The organism is Archangium violaceum (assembly GCF_016887565.1).
Classification (GTDB): domain Bacteria; phylum Myxococcota; class Myxococcia; order Myxococcales; family Myxococcaceae; genus Archangium; species Archangium violaceum_B.
Map to the genome: position 1 here is coordinate 7,460,615 of NZ_CP069396.1, position 19,050 is coordinate 7,479,664.

The following is a 19,050-nucleotide window of genomic DNA, read 5'->3' on the forward strand; positions in this document are numbered from 1 at the left end:
ACCCCTTCGTCGGACCGCGTGGGCCGTGCCATCGTCACACACCCGGCCCTCCTTTTTCCAGCAGATGGCCTCGCAGCACGGTCAGTGCCTGGAAGAGTGGATCCGAGCTCTTCCGGTGGAGCGCTCCCGTCAGGAACTGCATGTGGCACCAGGCCTCGTCTACCTGCCCGTCCACCTTGCGAGGATAGAGGGGAATGAACTCGGTGCGGTCGGGCAGGTGCTCGGCCCCGAGCTGGAGCTCGATGCAGCGGCGGATCTCCTGCAACCAGACGCTCGCTTGTTGGGGCTGGGCCCCGGTGAAGACGAGCAACACGTGGCGGTAGTGGCCGGCTACACCACCCGTGGGGGCAGGCACCACGGTGGCACCCCGCGCGAAGGCCAACTCCTGCACGACTGCTGCAACCTCAGCGGCCGGGTAGACACGCCCTTCCCTCCTCGCCGTGCGCGGCCCTCCGTAATGGTACAGGCCATAAGAACGCGTGAGGACCACATAAGCGGGCGGCCGCTCCTTGTCCGGCAGCAGGGTGAAGACGCCCAGGTCTCCCGGCGCATCCTGGCCGCTCATGTTCACGTCACGCAACGCCCAGGCGCGGCCCGGAGCGGGAGGCGTCTCCGTGTGCAGGTCCCTCACCCGCCGTGGAGAGCCGAGCACCGCGCCTCCGGCGGCCGCATCCACGAGCACGTTGGAGGATGGCACCGCGGCCAGCCCGCACTGCTTCACCCAGGCGCGCCAGGCCACCCAGTCGATGGGCTCCTCGGGGTTGCGGAACCAGTGCGCCACGTTCTTCAGCGGCGTGCGGGCGCGCAACAGCACGTCCCGCAGGGCCGGGGTGACGCCGAGCGCGCGCACCGGGTGCTCGGTGAGCAGCGCGGGGTTGGCCTCGAGGTCCGACAGCTCGAGGTGGATGTACGTGGCCCCGCGCAGCAATGTGGCGAAGAGGAAGGCTGGCAGGTGCTGCAGGGGGTGGTAACCGGGCGCGGCCAGATGCTCTCCGGGGCCGAGGCCGAAGGTGAGCAGCCCGTCCACCAGCGCCCCGCGCCAGGCATCCTCCGCGGTGAGCAGCGCCGGAGTCCCCGTCGGCTCCACGAGAGGAGAGAAGAGCAGCCCCACCGGCTCGCCCGGCTTGTAGGTGTGAGAGGTGAAGGCCGGAGATGCCTGACCCTTGCTCTGCAACAGTTGCTTCTCGAAGCCCTCCAGCAGCAGCACTTGATGCGGCTCGGCGGCGATGTGGTCCGGCGCGAGCTCTTCCAGACGGCACGAGATGAAGCGCCGGCCCTGGGGCGGCAGGAAGCTGATGCACGCGCCCAGGCCCAGGGCGGCCACGAGCGAGATGAGTAGCTCGCTGCCGACGGAATGGAGCAGACACACCTTGGCCCCGGCCTTGACGCCCTGCCGGGCCCACTCGGTGGCCCGCCGCGAGGCCTGCTCGTGCAATTGCTTGTAGCCCAGCACCTGCCAGCCACTCCTGCGGTCGTAGCAGCGCAGGGCCACGCGGTCCGTGTTGCCGTGGCGGACGACGAGGTCGTGGAAGAAGTCGTAGTAGTGGCCCGCGCGGCTCTTAAGGGGAGCGCCGCGGCCCACGTGGGCCACGGCCAGGGCGTTGGCGAACCCCTCGGGCTCCTGCCAGCTCTCCTGCTGCCAGACCGGCACCCCCGCCTCAGCAGGGGTGCCCGTCTCGAGCTGCTCGAGGATCTTCTTGACGTCGAAGACCATCCGACTACTCGCGCCTCCGGCGCCGCGAGCCCAGGCCCACCATGGCCAGCAGCATCAGCATGCCCGCGCTGCCCGCCTCGGTGCTGTTGCAGGAGTAGCCCGCGCCGCCGCTCCACTCCCGCTTGAGACCGTAGCCCGTCACGGGGATGACCCCATCGGCCACGGGATCATCCTGCAGCGAGATCCGCACCTCGTCCTCCTTCAAGCCCACATCCTCGGGAGAAAAGCCCACCGTGAAGGTGGCGGTAGCTCCCGGCGGGAGGGGATCTGCCAGCGCCTTTACATCGAGCACGAAGGGCGAGCCCTCATTCTTCAACTTCACCACCACCTGCTGCGGACGGGCGGACAGGTTGGTGACAGTAACCTCCTTGGGCGGCACCGGATTACTCACATCCATCTTGCCGAAATCCAGACTCTCCGGATCGACGCGCAGGAGGCGCTTCACCGCCCGGCCCTTGAGCTCGAGACCCGCCTTCCCCAGCCACGCTGGCGTCGTGGTGCCAAAGCTCAAGACGGTATTCGACGAGGTCTCGGTTTTGGGTTTGTAGCTCACCGTCACGGGGTAGCGCTCGCCAGCACCGAGTCTCCAACCCCGACTTTCCAGGCTGGCCCAATCATAGTTGAAGAGTTCGCCGGAACTGCTCAATACCGCTGGCTTCGCAAGTACGATCTCATCATCCGTCAGGTTGTTGATGGTGAACTTCAGCGGGAGCGCTTCACCCCCAGCGCGGACCCCTCCAAAGTCCAGCTCGGAGGGGGTGATGGAGAGCACCGAGGAAACACCCGTGCCCTGTAGGTCCACCTCGAGCGGCTGCAGAGCCTGATCGGTGAAGGTGATTCGCAGTTTGCCGCTCACCGCGCCTTCGCTCAGCGGCTTGACACGCACGCGCACGTCCAGCTTGTTGCTTCCCGTAGCCGTACCACCATCTTGCCCATCCGCGGGCTTGCCCTGCAGGTCGCGCGGCAAGGTGAGAGCAGGGTCCCGCTCGAATGGGCCCTCAGTCGTGATCGACCTGATGCTGACGACCTCATTGCGGTTGTTGGTGATGGTCAGCGTGTGCCAGTTCGAACTGGCGTTGACGAGCTGGTTCCCGAAGTTCAGCGGGCTTGGTTCGGCACTGACCTGATGGCGGACGCCCGTACCCCTCAAGCGCACGGTCACGCTGGGCGCATCCACGTTGTCGGTAGCCACCAACAAGTTGGCCAGGAATGTCCGCTCCTCGGATGGCGTCAACGTCACGATCACCGACATGGAGGCGCCTCGCGCCAGAGTCTGCGCCCCCGGAGGAGCCGTCACGGTGAAGGAGCCCATGTCCGGCCCCCCCAGGGTGACGGATTTCACGACGAGCGGACCATTGCCCGTGTTGGTGATCTGGAGAGTGGCTTCCGCGGGGCTGCCCATCAGCACGTCCCCGAAGTTCAGACTGCCAGGCTTCAGCTCCAGGCCTGGCACAGTCCCCTCTCCCACGAGTTGCGCCACTGCGTACCCACCATCCGCCGCCCGGGCATTTGAATAGATGATGGCCCGGGCCTCACGCGGGCCCACCTGCCGAGGCATGAACTCGATCGGGACGGTGAGAGTCGCTCCGGCATCCACTGTCTGCTGAGAGGAGGACATCGAAGTCTTGAAGTCCAGTCCCACTCCCGCATCACTCCCCTCTACATCCGTGAAAGCAATACCCGAGACGACCAGGGTCTTTTCCCCTGGGTTGTTGATGCCGAGCACCTGGGTAGTGGTCGTGCCCACATTGGCCTGACCGAACAGGATGGTGTCGGGCACCAGGACCACGGCCGCGGCGACCCCCGTCCCCGACAGGGGCAGTGGGAGCATGGGTTGCGTGAAGGAATCACTTTGAATGACAGTGGAAGTGAAGAAGGAGCCGCGCTGAGCGGGCTTGAATGTGACCGTCACCGGCCACTCGGCTCCCGTCCCCAGCGTCAACGTGCCTCCGTCCAGGGACAGTCCGGAAACGGAGAACGACCTGTCCGCGGGAGGAGAGATGCCGTTGATCGTCAGAGATGCTTCCCCCATGTTCTGGATGAACACCTGCTGTTGAGCCGTAGCAGTACCATCCACCGCCACCTCCCCGAAGTTGACATTGGAAGGCTTGACCGAGATCTGCCCAGCGACCCCCCTGCCCGTCATGGGTGGATTGGTCCACGCCGTAACGGAACTGCTCTGGATGAAAAGTGTGCCCGTCACATCACCCAACGTCTTCGGGGTAAAGCTCACCTTCACGACCTCCCCCTGGCCTGGATTGATTGTCAGACCGCCATCCAGTGTCACACCGCCATCCTGGCCGTAATCAGTCCTGAAGACCGCGGGAGCCTCGACCTTGAACACGCTGTCATCGGAAGAGAAGAGCTGGGAAATATACAGCGGAGCATTCCCCTCGTTCTTGAGGGTCACGGCCTGAACACCACTGGTCACATTGACGCGTTGGCTGTTGAAGGCGAAGCTGGCTGGCAGAATCGACAACTTCGCAACGGTTCCTCTGCCGCCGAGATCCACCGTCAGCGTCTTCACCTCACCGTCGGGATCGGAGATGGTGATGGTTCCAGTCTCCGTGGCCTCCCGGTACGGATCGAAAACGACCTCAAAAGTGAAGGGACTGCCCTGCTTGATTGGGAAAGGCGCCTTGGCACCAGCAGGGTAGATGATGTGAAACGGCCCCCCCACTGCCGGCTCCTGCAGCATCACCGTGGCAGTGCCCTGATTGGAGATGGTCACTTGTTTCGGCGCGCTCTGGGTGCTTACCGGAACGTCTCCGAAACCAAGAGCCGTAGGCGAAACGGACAAATGCGAGTAGGCCCGAAACCCTTGCAGGTTCAAAACCATCGGAGAGTTCGTGGCGCTCGACTTGAAGGTAAAGGTACCGTTGTAGTATTCCTTTTCCGTAGTCGGTGCAAAGGACAACACGAATTCGAGATACTGACCAGGGGCAATGGTGCCGGAGGGAGGCCCTCGGTAGAAAAACCACCTGCTGGCGAGGCTGGGAGTCTCAACATCGGCAACGGTGATATCACCCGTCTTGAAAGTCAGCGCAACCGGGCCGGTGTTGGTGAGCCTCATCGCTATCTCACCAGTGGTGTTCAACCTCACCCCATCGAAGTTGAGGATTCCCCCTGAGTCGATGACAGTGGCATAGGAATCCTGGGATGATCTGAACTCACCCAAGACGGCAACGCCGGTTCCGTGGAGGTTCAATTTGGTGGGGCTGAGAGCGTTGGTGGCGGGGGCTGTCCAGTTGAGCGCCCCCGTGAACCCCACTGCGCTATCGGGCTTGAATCTCACGGTGACGGGAACGGTGGCGGAGCTGGTGCCCTTGGCTCCGAGCGTGATCGTGGTGGCCGTGGGGGATGTGATCGTGAATGGCAGACCCGTCGTTGCCAGACTCGAGAGCGAGATGGACGCCGAGCTGAGATTCTTGAAGTTGACGACCTTGTCACTGTTGATGCCCATCTGCACCGAACCAAACTCGAGGGGGTCGTCCACATCGATACTGAACGCGGACACTCCCCGGCCGGTGAGGGACACATTCTTCGTGTAGGCCGTGCCCTTGTCGTCGGTGAATCCCAGGGTGGCGGATTGAGCCCCCAGGGCGGTGGGGGTAAAGGTCACCGTGAGTTCCTTCGGGGGCCGCAGGGGGTCGTCATCATTGCGTATCTCAAACCGCCCATTCGGTGTGATCGTGAAGGGCTTGCCTGAGATGGTGGCGGGGACGTTGACAACGAGCGTTCCACTGCCGCTGTTGCTCAACGTCACCTTCTGGGTCGCAGACGTGACTCCGTCCCAGAGCTGATCTCCAAAGACCAATCCGGGCTGGCTCACCGCCAAGGTTGGATTCACGCCCGTGCCCTTCAAGTTGATCACGACACTGGGCTTGTCCGTGCTGGGGTCGGCGTTAGTGTTGATGGTGAGGGTCCCCGTCTTCGCCCCCGCGACCGTGGGTCTGAACGACACCAGAACGTCCTGGGAAGTACCCGGCGCCAGATCGAACACCGTGGGCTGACCTGGGGCAAACTCGAAGGGTCCCGTGATGAGTATGCTTTGAACCTTGAGCGTCGAAGAGCCAGCGTTGTACACCACCACTTTCTTGGTAGAACTGGAGATGTTCAGCAGCTGTTCGCCAAAATCGAGAGGCTGCGACTCCTCGGTGGTTACGTAATTGGCGAAATCCACCCCTCGGCCTTTGAGTTGAACAGTGGTCGAGCCATTCGAAGCATTCGAGGCGTCGCTTTGGATGGACAGGGTGACAGCGGCTGGATCGAGGGAGCTGGGCGTGAACGTTACCTCGACGGTGTAATTCCCCCCTGCCGGGACTGTGAATCCCGCGCTTGGGTTACTTGGGGTGACGATGGTGAAGGGCGTGCTGGTGCTAAGAGTAACGCTAGACACCGTGATGTCTTTGTTCCCATCGTTGTAGACCGTCACAGTGTGGGGGATACTCTCCAGGCCCTGCTTCTGTTTGCCAAAGTCGAGCTCAGTCTTGTCAAGCCGGATGATGCCCTGCCGCTTCGCGAGGGTCAGGTAGATTTCGACATGGGAGACACAATAGTAATCCGTGTTGGGCTTGATCGTGATGGTGTTGCTGCCCCCGTAATTATAAGCACTGATGCCGTTGGCATTCGATCCGGAGACATCCTTCGCTGCGTCGCAGCCACCCGAACTGCAGGTGCGGCTCGTCGATGTGAACCCCGTGCCGCCGTCCGCGGTCGTGAGCATGAGCTTGTCTAGCTGGGATTCGTTAAGGCTGACCTTGACGGTCGTCGTGGCAGCACCACTGCTATTCTTCACGCTGGCGCCGTACACCCTCGCCTGGACCCCCGTCACGAAGGAATCGGCGGGAACCGCGTCAGTGAAGCTCTTCGTCCAATCGGACGACGAGGACGGAAGACAGGCATACGTTTTATTCGAGTTGCACGACAGGCACCCCGTGCCGCCGTCCGCAGGCTCATCCCCGCTCCACGTGAGAACATGATCCAGCGTAGAGAGCGCTGCGGACATCTGACCCGGCGAGTCCGATGATGTCCCCCCAGGCACGGCTGATGTCCCCCCGGGCACGGCAGACCCACAGGCGACCAAGAGCCCAAGCCACATCAAAACCAGGATTTTCAACCGGAGCACTCGTGCCTCCCCACTTAAAGAGCGGTAGGATTCTACCTGGGCATGAGACTACCTTCGTCCGCCATCAGGAGCACAAGGGCCACGACCTGGCGGGCGTGCTCACCGGGGAGTCCCCCTCTGGCCGAAAACGCCCTTGACTCCTGGTGGCTTTTGAGTATCGGCCGGACTTCGACTCGGGAGGAGTTCCGCCTGAGTCCACGCTGACCACCACGGGCAAGGGGCTGTGTGGAACGCAGGGCCGCAGGCCGCGCGCACATCGCCGCCTCGACCGACTGCATCCCCTCGTGTCCAAACTGTTCTATCCTCGTCGTTCGAAGAAAGGAGTTCAAAGGTCCATGAGTCTCAAGAAGGCATCTCTCTGTCTCTCAGCACTGCTGGTGGTCGGAGGGTGCAAACCCGACCCCGAATTCAGCGCGGTCACGGTGACGTGTGAGCCCGCCCCCGTGCCGGCTACTCGGCCCGCGCAGTGCACGGCGAGCGCCACGGATCAGGAAGGAAAGTCGTTCGAGGTACCCGGGTTCACCTGGACGTCCAGCGACGCGTCCGTGGCGAAGGTGGACTCGACGGGCAAGGTCACCACCTTCACCCCCGGAACCGCCACCATCAGCGCGAGCGCCACCGCCGACGGAGTCACCCACCAGGGACAGGCCACCCTCACGGTCGCAAACGAAGCCCAGCCCACCCGCCACTCCACCCCCATCACCACCAACGAGACCTGGCGCGAGGCCGAAAACCCGCACGTGGTGACCGGCTCCATCGAAGTAGGCGGCGCCGGTTCCCCCACGCTCACGCTGGAGCCAGGAGTGCGGATCCGCTTCGACCAGGATGCAGAGCTCCGCGTCACCCAGGGGGCGCTGAAGGCGATGGGGACCCAGGAGGCACCGATCCTCATGGTGGCCAACCAGAGCGCACCCACCAAGGGCTATTGGCGCGGCGTGGCGTTCACCACGGCGGGGAGCGCTTCGGAGCTCAACTCCGTCACGCTGAGCGACTGTGGGCGTGACACGGGAGAGGGCGCCTGCATCGCCATGAAGAACCAGGCGGCGCCGGTGCTCCGCAACGTGACGGTACGCAATAGCGACATCGCCGGAGTGAAGGCGGCTGATGACGACAGCGGTTTCGGGACCGGATCGATCGTGCTCAGCGTCTCGGACAGCGGGAGCTACGCCGTGGTCATCGGCGCCAATCAGGCGGGTACGCTGCCGACCGGCGGCAGCTTCACGGGCAATCTCCAGAACGCAGTCGAGATCCGGGGCAATGTCTCCCGCACGCAGACGTGGCCGAACCTGGGCATCCCCTACGACGTGAATGACATTGTCCGGGTCCAGGGGGCTACCACTCCCACACTCACCCTCTCCGCCGGCACGGTGTTGCGCTTCGGACCCAACTACGCGTTGTACGTTGGCGACACGGCTCCGGGAGGCCTGGTCGTGGATGGCACCGCAGCCTCGCCCGTCCTCCTCACCGCGAACTCGGCCAGCCCCCAGCCCGGTCATTGGGGGGGCGTGCACCTGTGGAGCAAGACCTCCAACACCACCCGCCTCTCCTACACCACGATCGAGTACGGGGGCGCGGAAGATCAATTCCACAACGAGGCGGGCAACCTGAACGTTCACGGAGACATGGCCGGTGGCGGCGCGCGCCCTGTCATCAATAACGTGATCCTCCGCAAGAGCGGCAACATGGGCGTCCTGCTGAAGGAGGATGGAGCGTTCGGCCCCGGCTCGACCGTCCTGTCCGTACTCGACAGCTTTGGCCCCGCTATCTTCATGCAGCCCAACTACGTCGGCACGATCCCCACTGGCGGCACCATTAGCGGCAACTACAGCGACGTGGTGGTGCTCACCTCGGGTAGCGTGCTCACCACGCAAACGTGGCCCAACCTCGGAACCAACGTCTATTATGATATTCGAGACAACGTCAACGTGGGTTCCGCGTCCAATCCGACGCTGACCCTGCGCCCTGGCACGGACGTGCGGTTCAGCCTCGGCAGTGAACTTCGGGTCGGTGCGAATGGCCAACCCGGTGCGCTGATCGCAGCGGGAACCGCAGCGGCGCCGATCCGCTTCCAGCCGACTGTCCTCCCTCCCTCCCCGGGACACTGGCGCGGGATCCACTTCTGGCAGGCCAGTGGGAGCAAGCTCGACCATGTGATCGTCACCCACGCTGGATTGAAGGGCACCAGCGGCTTCGGCACGGGCAACGTGAACGTGCACCAGGAGATTGGCGGGTTCATCACCAACAGCACGTTCAGTGATTCGTCTGGCTGCGGCCTCTCCCGGGCTGACGGCAGCTACACCGACAGCTCATTGGTGACGACGGACTTCACCCTGCCGGCGTACAACAACACCTTCGCCAACAATGCCGGCGGAGCTCAGTGCACCAACATCAACTGATGGCAGCGCGCTGAAGGAGCCCCTCCTCGACCCCTGCCGCCATGCCGGGCGGCAGGGGTTTGGTGGGAACCCCCTGGCGCTGGAGCCATGAGGGCACGGGCTTCGGCCCACTTGTCCCGCCCCCTACCAAGAGCAGTAGGATTGCCGCCGAGCCGTTCGTTCCAGGGAGAGGATCCACTTGCGTTCCCGCAGATCACTTCTCGCCTCCCTTCCTGGAGCAGTCAGAGGGACCTGCATGCACCTACACCCATCCATCCGGGGAGCGGTAGCCGCGACGTTGCTCGTGGGCCCACTCGCGTCGGCCCAGACCACCGAGCAGCTGCCGGGCTTCGACCTGGAACGGCTGGAGACGAACGTGGGGCGCGGCACACTGCTGGTCGGCAATGGCGAGTTGCTGGTGCCCGGGGGCCTGAGCATCAGCCTGATGGGGCACTACCAGCGCCTGCCCCTGGTGCTGAACGATGGAGAGCGGAACCTGGAGGTGGTGCGCGACAGGGCGACCGCACTGCTCGCCGCCAGCTACGGCGTCCTGCCCTGGCTCGAGCTGAGCGCCCAGGTGCCCTTCGTGCTCTGGCAGCACGGTGATGATCCCACCCAGGCAGGCCTGAGCGAGCTGGCCATCCAGGGCGTGGGCACTCCCGTGCTGCAGGCCCGACTGGGGCTGCTATCCCAGCGCCAACGGCAACCCGTGGACTTGTCGGCGGACCTGGGTGCGGGGCTGCCGCTGGGTACCGGACAGGCCCTGGCGGGTGATACGGGACCGCGCTTTCACGCGCGGATGGTGGCAGGAACGACCCTGGGCTGGTTGCGCCCCTCACTCGAGGCGGGAGTGCTGTTCCGTCCGCCCATCCTCCTGGATGCTGTCGGACAGAAGGACAAGCGGGCAACGAGCGCCGAGGTGCGCCTGGGAGCCGCGCTGGCCACGACGGGTACCGGTCTTCGCGGAGAACTAGGCGTGAGGGCCACGCTCTCCCCCAATCTGTCGATGGATATGCTTGGCGGAGTGCGTTTCCCCTTGCTGGTCGGGCTGGACGCCTTCGTCCTAGGAGGCCCCAGCTTTGGTTGGGCCCTGGGTACGCCTCGCTTCCGTGTGCTCGCGGGCGTCACCTTCCGCAGCGAGCCACCTCCCAAGCTCTCGTACCTGAATCCGATCGAGGATCGCGAACTCCAGCTCGCCATGGCCGAGCCCTCGCGCCCGCAGCAAGAGGATCGACTCGTCCGTCCGGCCGGCACCTGGGAGTTCAACTCCCTCACTCCCGGCGATGCGCAGGGGAACTCGGACGGAGAGTCTCGGGAGCCTCCGCGACCCTACCAGCCCGGTCCCCAGGAACGGCTCGTACTCCGGGGAGAGATCCACTTCTCGCAGGGCAGCTCGGAATTACCGGGCGTGGTGCCACTGCTGGACCAGAGCGTCCTGCGGTTGTCGGAACTGCCCAAGGGAGGCACCATCATCGTCGAGGGGCATGCGGACACCGAGGGCACCGACATGTCTAACATGATGATGTCGCTCAGGCGCGCCCAGGCAGTGCGGCGCTACCTGCTCGACCAGGGAATCCCTCCGATGCGAGTGCGGATCCGCGGCTTCGGCTCGGACTGGCCCGTGAGCGCCAAACCCGCCACCGAGCAGGAGCGCCAGCTCAACCGCAGGGCCGAGGTGCTCATCATCACCGAGACCCCGCCGTCGGCCACCACCCAGGCGTCGGCCCCGTAACGCCGCCCTCCCCCGCTCGCATTCCACGTCGGCGGCCGAGGGGTACCGCCGCGTGGAACCGGAGCACCCGCCCTCAGTTCCGGGGCTGAACGACGCCAATCCGGACGAGGAACCGGGCCTTTCGCTCCAACTCTCGCTGCAGATCCTGCAAGTGCCGGGTCGAGTCGCGCACCACGGGCACACTGGCGGGCGAGCTCACCGGCGGCGGCGCGGGCATGAGCGGCGGAGGATTCATGATCCGCCGCTGTTCGGGCACGGACCGCGGTGCCTCCTGCTCGACCGGCGCGCTCCGAGCCTTCCCAATCAGAGCTGGTCGGACCGGGAGCGGAGGCACGCGCTCATCGACCGCACGGCCGTAGAGCCATGCACCGCACCGCCAGAGCACGTCATAACGCTGATTCAACAGCGTCCAGAACCGATCGCGGATCTCGACAGCATTGACGAGGGACGTCGCGCCCCCGCTGCTCTCGACCCCTTGCTGCCCGAGCATCACGCGCAACTGCCCGACGAGTTGCTCCGCCTCGACAAGATCGGACGCGACCACCGGCGATCGGCCGGCGATCCTCGCCTCGTTCCTCCGCAACAACGCGACGAGCGACAAGCAATCGTCCAGGACATCGTGCTTCCCGCGCAGCCAGACCTCATCGACGTCGGCATCGGGAAGAAGCCGAGACTCGGCGAGCGCGTCGGCGGCCTTACGCAGCTTGCGGCGCAGGTGTTGCACCCGGTCGTACAGTTTCCCGAACGAGGCGAGCTCAAGCTCGCGCTCCACCTGCAGCGCGGCGAAGGCCAGCGCCTGAGCGAGTCGTGGGAGCATCGAAAGTTCCACGACGTTCACATTGGGCAACCTGCCGACGACCACCGACCCACTGCCCAGCACGTTCTCCACGCCGTGCACCACACTCCGATAGGCGAGCACGATGTCGGCGCAGCACTCCTCGATGAAGCCCGGCTCTATGGCCCTCGCGTCGGCAAGGAACGCATCGTAGGCGGCCCGAGAGCCGATGCTTTCGAGCTCAGCGGCGTCCACCGAGGGGGTCTCCGATGCCTCCGGCCTGCTGCTGTCGTCCTCTGCCATGCGGGCAGATTATCGAGCACGCCCCAGTGCTGCAATGCACCGCCTCCGCACGTGTGGCACAGGGGGCCAGACCAGGTGAAGCTCACCCGTCCGCTTTTCGGAACCCGAGTGAAGGTGGAGAAAAAGGGACGGACAGTGTGAGCAGTCTCACCCACGTCGAATTGGACGATGAGGTTCACACAGCTCCAACCACTCGCGCCGAACCGGGCCGCTGTCCTGGCGCTCAGGAACAACCCATTGGCGGACTGGCGGAAGGAGAGCCAACCCCAGCCATGTACAAGGCCGCCACTCGTGCTGGGAGCCGTCTCCTTCAATGAGGAGACACCCGCGGAGTGCATGTGTTTCTGGTGCCCCAGGGAGGGGACAATTCATGAAGTGGAAGCATGGGGGGAGTGTCTGGGCCGCGCTGATGTGCGCCCTGATGGCCGTGGCCTGTGGACAGCCAGAGGTGGGGCTGCATGGCACGGAAGAGCAGTCCATGCCGGAACTGAGCGCCACCTCGGCCGCGCTGACGGCAACGGCCAGTTACGATTCAGCTTTGAAGGTGCCCCGGTGCATCGGGGTGGCTTCAGGCTGTGACTCGGGCAACCTCGTCAACGGCCGTGGGCCGATGGGGCCCGAGTTCAACGCACCCAACACCTTGGGAGGCACTTGCGCGGACGGTACCGCTGGCTCCTACCACAATGACGAGTCGCTGGAGCGGGTGAAGGTCTACACCACCGATGGCACCGACCTGGCGCCTGGCAAACAGGTGACCCTCGAAGTCGATGTGTGGGCCTGGTCCGGGTACACGTCGGACGCGCTGGACCTGTATTATGCGGCGGACGCGAGCAATCCGACCTGGGCCTTCATCGCCACCCTGGTGCCGGCCGGGGCAGGTGCGCAGACACTGAGGGTGAACTACACGCTGCCGACGGGCGGCAGCACCCAGGTTGTGCGCGCTGCCTTCCGTTACACGGGCTCCGCTGGAGCCTGCACGGGTGGTCCCTATGATGACCGGGACGATCTGGCCTTCGAGGTGGTGGGCGCCCCCACTCCAAAGTCCTCACACATGGCGGCTGGGTATTTCCACAGTCTGAAGGTGAAGCCGGATGGGACTGTCTGGGCCTCGGGCGACAACACCAGCGGCCAGCTCGGTGACGGCACCACCACCCAGCGCACCACGCCGGTGCAGGTCTCGGGGCTCACGAACGTGGCGGCCATCTTCGCGGGTGATCACCACGCTCTTGCACTGAAGAAAGACGGCACCGTGTGGACCTGGGGCTACAACTCGCACGGCCAGCTCGGTGACGGTACCACCACCCAGCGCACCACGCCGGTGCAGGTCGTGGGGCTCACGAACGTGGTGGCCCTCGCCGCGAGGAAGGAGCATTCGCTGGCCGTGAAGCAGGATGGAACCGTGTGGGCCTGGGGCAACAACGATCATGGCCAGCTCGGCGACGGGACCACCACGAACAGAACCACTCCTGTACAAGTTACCGGGCTCTCGGGCGTGGTGAACGTCGCAGCGGGTTGGTGGTCCTCTCTGGTACTGAAGCAGGATGGAACCGTGTGGGCTTGGGGCGACAACTACTATGGCCAGCTCGGCGACGGCACCAGCACGACAAGGACCACGCCGGTGCAGGTCTCAGGGCTTTCTGGAGCCATTGCTCTCGTTTCCGGCCACAACCATGCAATGGCGCTGAAGCAGGATGGAACCGTGTGGAGCTGGGGCTACAACTACGCTGGCCAGCTTGGCGATGGCACCACGTTCTCGCGCACCACACCGGTACAGGTGTCCGGCTTGTCTGGTGTCACAAGCATCGACGCGAAAATCTCTCATTCGCTGGCTGTGAGGAACGATGGAACCGTGTGGGCCTGGGGTGACAACTACTTCGGTCAGCTCGGCGATGGCACTACCACCCGGAGGGCCACGCCAGTGCAGGTGCTGGGATTCTCGGGCGCGGTAGCCGTCCAGGCTGGCTGCAGCCACTCCCTGGCACTCAAGCAGGACGGCTCCATCTGGGGCTGGGGCGACAACTACTACGGCCAGCTCGGCGATGGCACCAACACCACTCGCTACTCCCCAGTGAGAGTGCTCCAGTAGGAACTCTCGGAGCCTGAATCCGTCTGCGTCCCCTGCCCCTCCCGGGCGCAGGGGATTTTCTTTCCAGGCGAAGCGCTGAAACGACAAAGCCCGGCACACAGGGCGAACAGCCACCGCCGTGCCAGGCCCTGTCAGAGTGAGGCCCCTCAGGGCCTCAGCCAGGCATCAGGCCTTCATCTCCATGCGCGGAGGCGGCTCGCCAGAGGACGAGCCTCCCGAGCCCGCGGCGGCAGCGGCCCCCACCTTCTCCTCGGCCAGCGTGGCCTTGTCGATGGAGGCCTTCTCCATCGACAGCTTCGTCAGCGCGCTCTCGTCGGCCGCGCGCCGGGCCTCGCGCTCCTTGTAGCGCCGGATCGCCGGGGCCATGATCTCCCCGATGAGCCCCCGGTAGTCCATGCCCGCGCCCTGCGCGATCAGCACCAGGTCGCTCCACCCCGGCGTCAGGCCCGGCAGCGGGTTGCACTCGATGAAGTAGATGCGGCCCTTGTCGTCCATGCGGAAGTCGATGCGCGCCACGTCCCGGCACCCCAGCGCCATGAACGAGCCTCGCGCCGCCGCCCTCAGCTTCTCCAGCAGCGCCGGCTCGATCTTCGCCGGCGCGTCGTACCGGATGCGATCGTTCCAATCCAGCTTGTGCTGGAAGCTGTAGATCGGCGTCCGGTCCTCCTTGTCCAGGAAGACGATCTCCATCGGCGGCAGCACGCGCGGGCGCCGCTCGCCCAACAGGCCCACCGTGAACTCGCGCCCGCCGATGTACTCCTCGATCAGCGCCGGCTGCTGGTACTTGGTGACGATCTCCTTCACCACATCGCGCAGCTCCGCCTCGTTGTGGCAGACGCTCTTGCTCACCACGCCCTTCGAGGAGCCCTCCGCCACCGGCTTCACGATCAGCGGGAAGCTCGTGAACTGCTTGTCCAGCCGCTCCTTGCCCGTGTGCATGAGCTGGAAGTTCGGCGTGTGGATGCCCGCCTGGCGCACGATCTTCTTCGCCAGCGCCTTGTCCAGCGCGATGGACAGCGTGGCCGGATCGCTTCCCGTGTACGGGATGTCCAGCAGCTCCAGCATCGCCGGCACCTGGCTCTCGCGGTTGCGGCCCTTGAAGCCCTCCGCGATGTTGAACACGATGTCCAACGGCGTGCTGGCCAGCACGCTCGGCAGTTCCGCCGTGGCCTCCAGGTCCACCACCTCGTGGCCCCACGAGGCGATCGCCTCGCGGATGGCCTGCAGCGTGGTCGGCGAGTCGTACTCGGCCTCGCTGTCCTCCAGGGCCGAGCCGTCCGCCGCCACCGGCTTCACGCGCTTCACGTTGTAGGTGAAGCCCACGCGCAGCGGGCCCGACTTGCGCGCCGGCTTGCCCTGGCGCTTGCCGTCCTTGATCTTGTAGCGCCGCGCCGCGCTCTGGATGATGGCGCTCACCACCCCGTCCAGGTGGATGCCCTCCAGCGCCGCCGCCGCGTAGATGCCCGCCCCCTGCTCCAGGCTGGGCAGCGCGTTGAGCTCCAGGAAGTACGGCACGCCCGCGTCGCTCAGCCGGAAGTCGATCCGCCCCAGGTCCCGGCAGTCCAGCACCTGGAAGATCTTCGTCGACATGTTGCGCATCTCCTCGGCCACCCTGGGAGAGAGTCTGGCCGGGGCGCGCACCTTCACCGCGCTGTCCTTCTTCGTCTTCAGCTCGTAGTCGTAGATGGCGTACTTGCGGCCCGCGATGGCCGCCGGATCGATGTCGTACTCGGTCGGGCTGAGCACGCCGTCATGATCGTTCTGCACCGCCGCCAGGTACGGCACCGTGATGTCCGTGCCGCTGATGAACTCCTCCACCAGGATGCCCGCCGGATAACGCGCCAGCGCCTGCGCCACCTTCTCGCGCGCCTGCTCCACCGTCTCGGCCACCGAGTCCTGGGTGATGCCCTTGGACGAGCCCTCGAAGTTGGGCTTGATGATGACCGGGAAGCGCAGGTCCTCGGCCTTCAGCTCGTTGAGCTTCTCCACGAACTGCCAGCCCGGCGTGCGGATGCCGTGCTTGGACAGCACCAGCTTGGTGAGCTGCTTGTCCAGCGTCACCGCCAGCGCGTAGGCGTCCGAGCCCGTGTAGGCGAACCCGAGCTCCTCGAAGAGCGCCGGATAGAAGGCCTCGCGGAAGCGGCCCCGGCGGCCCTCGGCGATGTTGAAGATGAGGTCCGGGCTGTACGCCTCGAGCCGGGCGACGGTGCGCGAGGCGGGTCCACTCACCTCGAAGCGCTCCAGCCGGTGGCCGAGCCGCTCGATGGCCGCCGCCAGCGTGTTCACCGTCTCCTGGGTATCGAACTCCGCCTCGTCTTCCGAGTCGGACAGCTTGAGGTTGTAGGTCAGCGCGATGCGCAAGGCTTTCCCCTTCTGGACTTCTCGATGGTGCGGCGACGGCGAACCCGCGCCGCGGACAAGAATCTTCCCGGGACGCGAGCGGCCGTCACGGGCGTGCGTGCTGCAACGGTTGCTCCGGCGACGACCTTCCCATCCACCACCTGCGTCTGCGCCCACGTATCGCCGAGCCGCCAGCCGAGCGGATCCCTCACCACGCGCAGGGCCTCCACTCCACCGATGACCACCAGCCCGGCCATGCACGCCACCGCGCCCAGCGGCGGAGGCATCATCCCCAGCAGGACGATGAGCGCCAGCGGCGCGTTGCGCAGGGTGCTGTCCCGGTGGCGCGCCGCGGAGCGCGTGGGCAGGTGCATCACCTTCACCCCGAAGATGCGCTTGCCCACGCTCTGGCCCTGCAGCATGCCGTCGGCCAGCAGCAGGAAGAGCAGCGCCACCACTCCACCGGCGGCGCCGCACACCACGTAGAGGCCCCACGCCACCGCCACGTCCACGATGCGCGCGCCCAGCCGCATCCACAGCGAGGCCTTGGGATAGGGCGAGCCCAGCTCCTCGCCGTCGGGCACCACGCGCAGGCCGGGACGGCGGGGAGAGGAGAAGACAGGTTGAGGAGAGCTCACTCTTCGGGCTCCAGGATGAGGCCCCGCTCGGGGCGCTCCGGCTCGTCCAGGCCCGCGAGCTGCGCGAGCCGCTCGTGGGCACTCACCATGCCCGGAGGCCGCTGGTAGACGTATGAGGACGACGAGGCCGCCGCGTTTCCGGTGAAGTCCGGCGATGACACCAGCTGGGACGTGGGCGAGCCCGTCTCGGACATCTGCCGCAGCCGGCCTCGCGCGCCCTCGAGGTCATGCGTGGCCGGTTCCCCCTCGCGGGTGAAGAACACGAAGGCCATGGCCGGTCGCTTGGACGACTCGCGCATGGCGAACTGCACGCCGTCCAGGGTCCAACCCTTGGAGCTCCATTCATTCACGGTGCGCTCGAGCGTCCCCTCATCGACGGTGGACAGCTCGACGACCTTGTACTGGAGCGGGCCCGCGACTCGCGCGGTGGCCCCGGGCACGGAGGCACGGGCGGCACCCGGGCGCTTGCCAGCACGCAGGGGGCGCTGGGTCGCGGTCCGAGGTACCGCCGGTCTAGGTGGGGGCCGTTTCTTCTTCTTGGTGGCCATTGCCGATTCTCGAAATGGATCTTTGCCCCCGATCGGGGGGGTGAGCGCAAGCCCCCCCATGGGGGATCGCGCTCCGAACCGTCAACCCAGCAGCTTCGCGGCTTCGAGCGAGTGGTAGGTGATGATGAGGTCCGAGCCGGCGCGCTTGATGGAGGTGAGAATCTCCAGCATCAGGCGATCTCCGTCGATCCACCCGTTCTGGGCGGCGGCCTTCACCATGGAGTACTCGGCGGACACGTTGTAGGCCACCACCGGCACGTCGACGCGCTCGCGCACCCGGTGGATGACGTCCAGGTAGGACAGCGCGGGCTTCACCATGATCATGTCCGCGCCCTCCTCCAGGTCCAGCTCCACCTCCTTGAGGGCCTCGCGCACGTTGCCCGGGTCCATCTGGTGCGTGCGGCGATCGCCGAACTGGGGCGTGCTCTGGGCCGCCTCGCGGAAGGGCCCGTAGAAGCCCGAGGCGTACTTGGCCGCATAGGAGAGGATGGGCACCTCGGTGAGCTTCACCTCGTCCAGCGCCGCGCGGATGGCCCCCACGCGCCCGTCCATCATGTCCGAGGGAGCGATGATGTCCGCGCCGGCCTGGGCGCACGTCACCGCCATCTGCGCCAGCAGCGGCAGCGTGGCGTCGTTGGCGACATGGCCGCCCTCGATGACGCCGCAGTGGCCGTGGTCCGTGTACTCGCACAGACACACGTCCACGATGACGAGCATGTCCGGGATGGCGTTCTTGATCTCCCGGACGGCGCGCTGGACGATGCCCTCGCGCGCGTAGGCCTGCGAGCCCCGGGCGTCCTTGTGATCCGGGATGCCGAACAGGAGCACCGCGGGCACCCCGAGCGCCTTGGCCTGCTTCGCCTCGGCGACGGCGTGCTCCAACGAGAGATTGAAGACGCCCGGCATGGAGGAGATGGGACGGCGGATGTCCCGGCCCTCCACGACGAACAGCGGATAGATGAAGTCCGAGGGAGCGAGCGTGGTCTCTCGCACCATCTCACGAAGGGCCGCCGAACGGCGCAGGCGGCGCGGGCGATGAATCGGATATCCCATGGGCCGACGGTATAAACCGACGGCGGCCCCCTGGAAGCATTTCGACGTCCGAGGCTGCCTAGACGGTAGCCAGGCGCCAGCTCTCGTCGAGCCAGCTACGCTGACGGGACAGGTGAGCGGCCCGGTGCTCGGCGAGGTCCGCCTCGTGGAGCGCGCGGGCATAGCGCGTCCGGGACGCCTCGGAACCGTCCCTCAGACCCCGCTCCGCCTCCGCCAGCTCCCGGCGCGCCGCTCGCAACTCCTGCTCCATCAGATCAATCGTCAACATGTATCAGTGCCTCCTCTGCCCCGGGGTTTTGCACACCCCAGGCCACACCCGCCCCCCTGCCCAAAGGGGCGAAACCAGGGGCAGTACGGC

11 protein-coding genes are annotated in these 19,050 nt (G+C 65.8%); 3 read left to right on the forward strand and 8 right to left on the reverse strand.

Going from position 1 to position 19,050, the window contains the following annotated elements:
- Nucleotides 1-34: 34 nt before the first annotated feature.
- Both JRI60_RS29625 and JRI60_RS29630 read right to left on the reverse strand, forming a co-directional pair.
- Entirely contained in the window at nucleotides 35-1,714 is a 1,680-nt protein-coding gene (locus tag JRI60_RS29625) for a long-chain fatty acid--CoA ligase (protein WP_204219240.1), read from the reverse strand.
- Between the two features lie 4 nt (nucleotides 1,715-1,718).
- Nucleotides 1,719-6,512 carry a choice-of-anchor D domain-containing protein gene (locus tag JRI60_RS29630; protein WP_204219241.1) on the reverse strand — a complete coding sequence of 1,598 codons (4,794 nt, stop codon included), beginning with the start codon at nucleotides 6,510-6,512 and terminating at the stop codon, nucleotides 1,719-1,721.
- Nucleotides 6,513-7,177: 665 nt separating this feature from the next.
- On the opposite strand from JRI60_RS29630, the gene JRI60_RS29635 reads away from it, so the two are divergent.
- The gene (locus JRI60_RS29635) at nucleotides 7,178-9,238 is read left to right on the forward strand and encodes an Ig-like domain-containing protein (RefSeq protein WP_204219242.1); all 2,061 of its coding nucleotides are present in this window, start codon (nucleotides 7,178-7,180) and stop codon (nucleotides 9,236-9,238) included.
- A gap of 235 nt (nucleotides 9,239-9,473) precedes the next feature.
- Nucleotides 9,474-10,949, forward strand: a complete 1,476-nt coding sequence (locus JRI60_RS29640; protein ID WP_204219243.1) for an OmpA family protein — start codon at nucleotides 9,474-9,476, stop codon at nucleotides 10,947-10,949.
- Between the two features lie 73 nt (nucleotides 10,950-11,022).
- Here the strand turns inward: JRI60_RS29640 and JRI60_RS29645 are convergent, their stop codons facing one another.
- Nucleotides 11,023-12,027: a hypothetical protein gene (locus JRI60_RS29645; RefSeq protein ID WP_204219244.1), complete on the reverse strand. Its 1,005-nt coding sequence runs from the start codon at nucleotides 12,025-12,027 to the stop codon at nucleotides 11,023-11,025.
- A gap of 370 nt (nucleotides 12,028-12,397) precedes the next feature.
- Between JRI60_RS29645 and JRI60_RS53615 the strand changes: the two genes are divergently transcribed.
- On the forward strand, nucleotides 12,398-14,113 hold the full coding sequence (locus tag JRI60_RS53615) for an RCC1 domain-containing protein (protein ID WP_239469787.1): 1,716 nt from the start codon (nucleotides 12,398-12,400) through the stop codon (nucleotides 14,111-14,113).
- 165 nt (nucleotides 14,114-14,278) lie between these two features.
- Here JRI60_RS53615 and JRI60_RS29655 read toward each other — a convergent pair whose 3' ends face one another.
- From JRI60_RS29655 to JRI60_RS29675, 5 genes are all read right to left on the reverse strand, one after another.
- Nucleotides 14,279-16,474 carry a D-alanine--D-alanine ligase family protein gene (locus JRI60_RS29655; protein ID WP_204219245.1) on the reverse strand — a complete coding sequence of 732 codons (2,196 nt, stop codon included), beginning with the start codon at nucleotides 16,472-16,474 and terminating at the stop codon, nucleotides 14,279-14,281.
- Nucleotides 16,459-17,091: an RDD family protein gene (locus JRI60_RS29660; RefSeq protein ID WP_430384327.1), complete on the reverse strand. Its 633-nt coding sequence runs from the start codon at nucleotides 17,089-17,091 to the stop codon at nucleotides 16,459-16,461. The genes JRI60_RS29655 and JRI60_RS29660 overlap by 16 nt, the downstream gene beginning before the upstream one ends.
- Nucleotides 17,088-17,531, reverse strand: a complete 444-nt coding sequence (locus tag JRI60_RS29665) for a hypothetical protein (protein ID WP_204219246.1) — start codon at nucleotides 17,529-17,531, stop codon at nucleotides 17,088-17,090. Before JRI60_RS29665 ends, JRI60_RS29660 begins: the two co-directional genes overlap by 4 nt.
- A 189-nt stretch (nucleotides 17,532-17,720) precedes the next feature.
- Nucleotides 17,721-18,692 (reverse strand): porphobilinogen synthase, encoded by a 972-nt coding sequence (gene hemB, locus JRI60_RS29670; RefSeq protein WP_204219247.1) that lies wholly within the window; start codon nucleotides 18,690-18,692, stop codon nucleotides 17,721-17,723.
- Between the two features lie 58 nt (nucleotides 18,693-18,750).
- A complete protein-coding gene (locus JRI60_RS29675) occupies nucleotides 18,751-18,960 on the reverse strand; it encodes a hypothetical protein (RefSeq protein ID WP_204219248.1) in 210 nt (69 codons plus the stop codon).
- Nucleotides 18,961-19,050 lie beyond the last annotated feature (90 nt).

Coding starts and splice junctions, on each gene's coding strand:
- JRI60_RS29625 (WP_204219240.1), bottom strand. CDS start 1,714: ATGGTCTTCGACGTCAAGAAGATCCTCGAGCAGCTCGAGACGGGCACC.
- JRI60_RS29635 (WP_204219242.1), top strand. CDS start 7,178: ATGAGTCTCAAGAAGGCATCTCTCTGTCTCTCAGCACTGCTGGTGGTC.
- JRI60_RS29640 (WP_204219243.1), top strand. CDS start 9,474: ATGCACCTACACCCATCCATCCGGGGAGCGGTAGCCGCGACGTTGCTC.
- JRI60_RS29645 (WP_204219244.1), bottom strand. CDS start 12,027: ATGGCAGAGGACGACAGCAGCAGGCCGGAGGCATCGGAGACCCCCTCG.
- JRI60_RS53615 (WP_239469787.1), top strand. CDS start 12,398: ATGAAGTGGAAGCATGGGGGGAGTGTCTGGGCCGCGCTGATGTGCGCC.
- hemB (WP_204219247.1), bottom strand. CDS start 18,692: ATGGGATATCCGATTCATCGCCCGCGCCGCCTGCGCCGTTCGGCGGCC.
- JRI60_RS29675 (WP_204219248.1), bottom strand. CDS start 18,960: ATGTTGACGATTGATCTGATGGAGCAGGAGTTGCGAGCGGCGCGCCGG.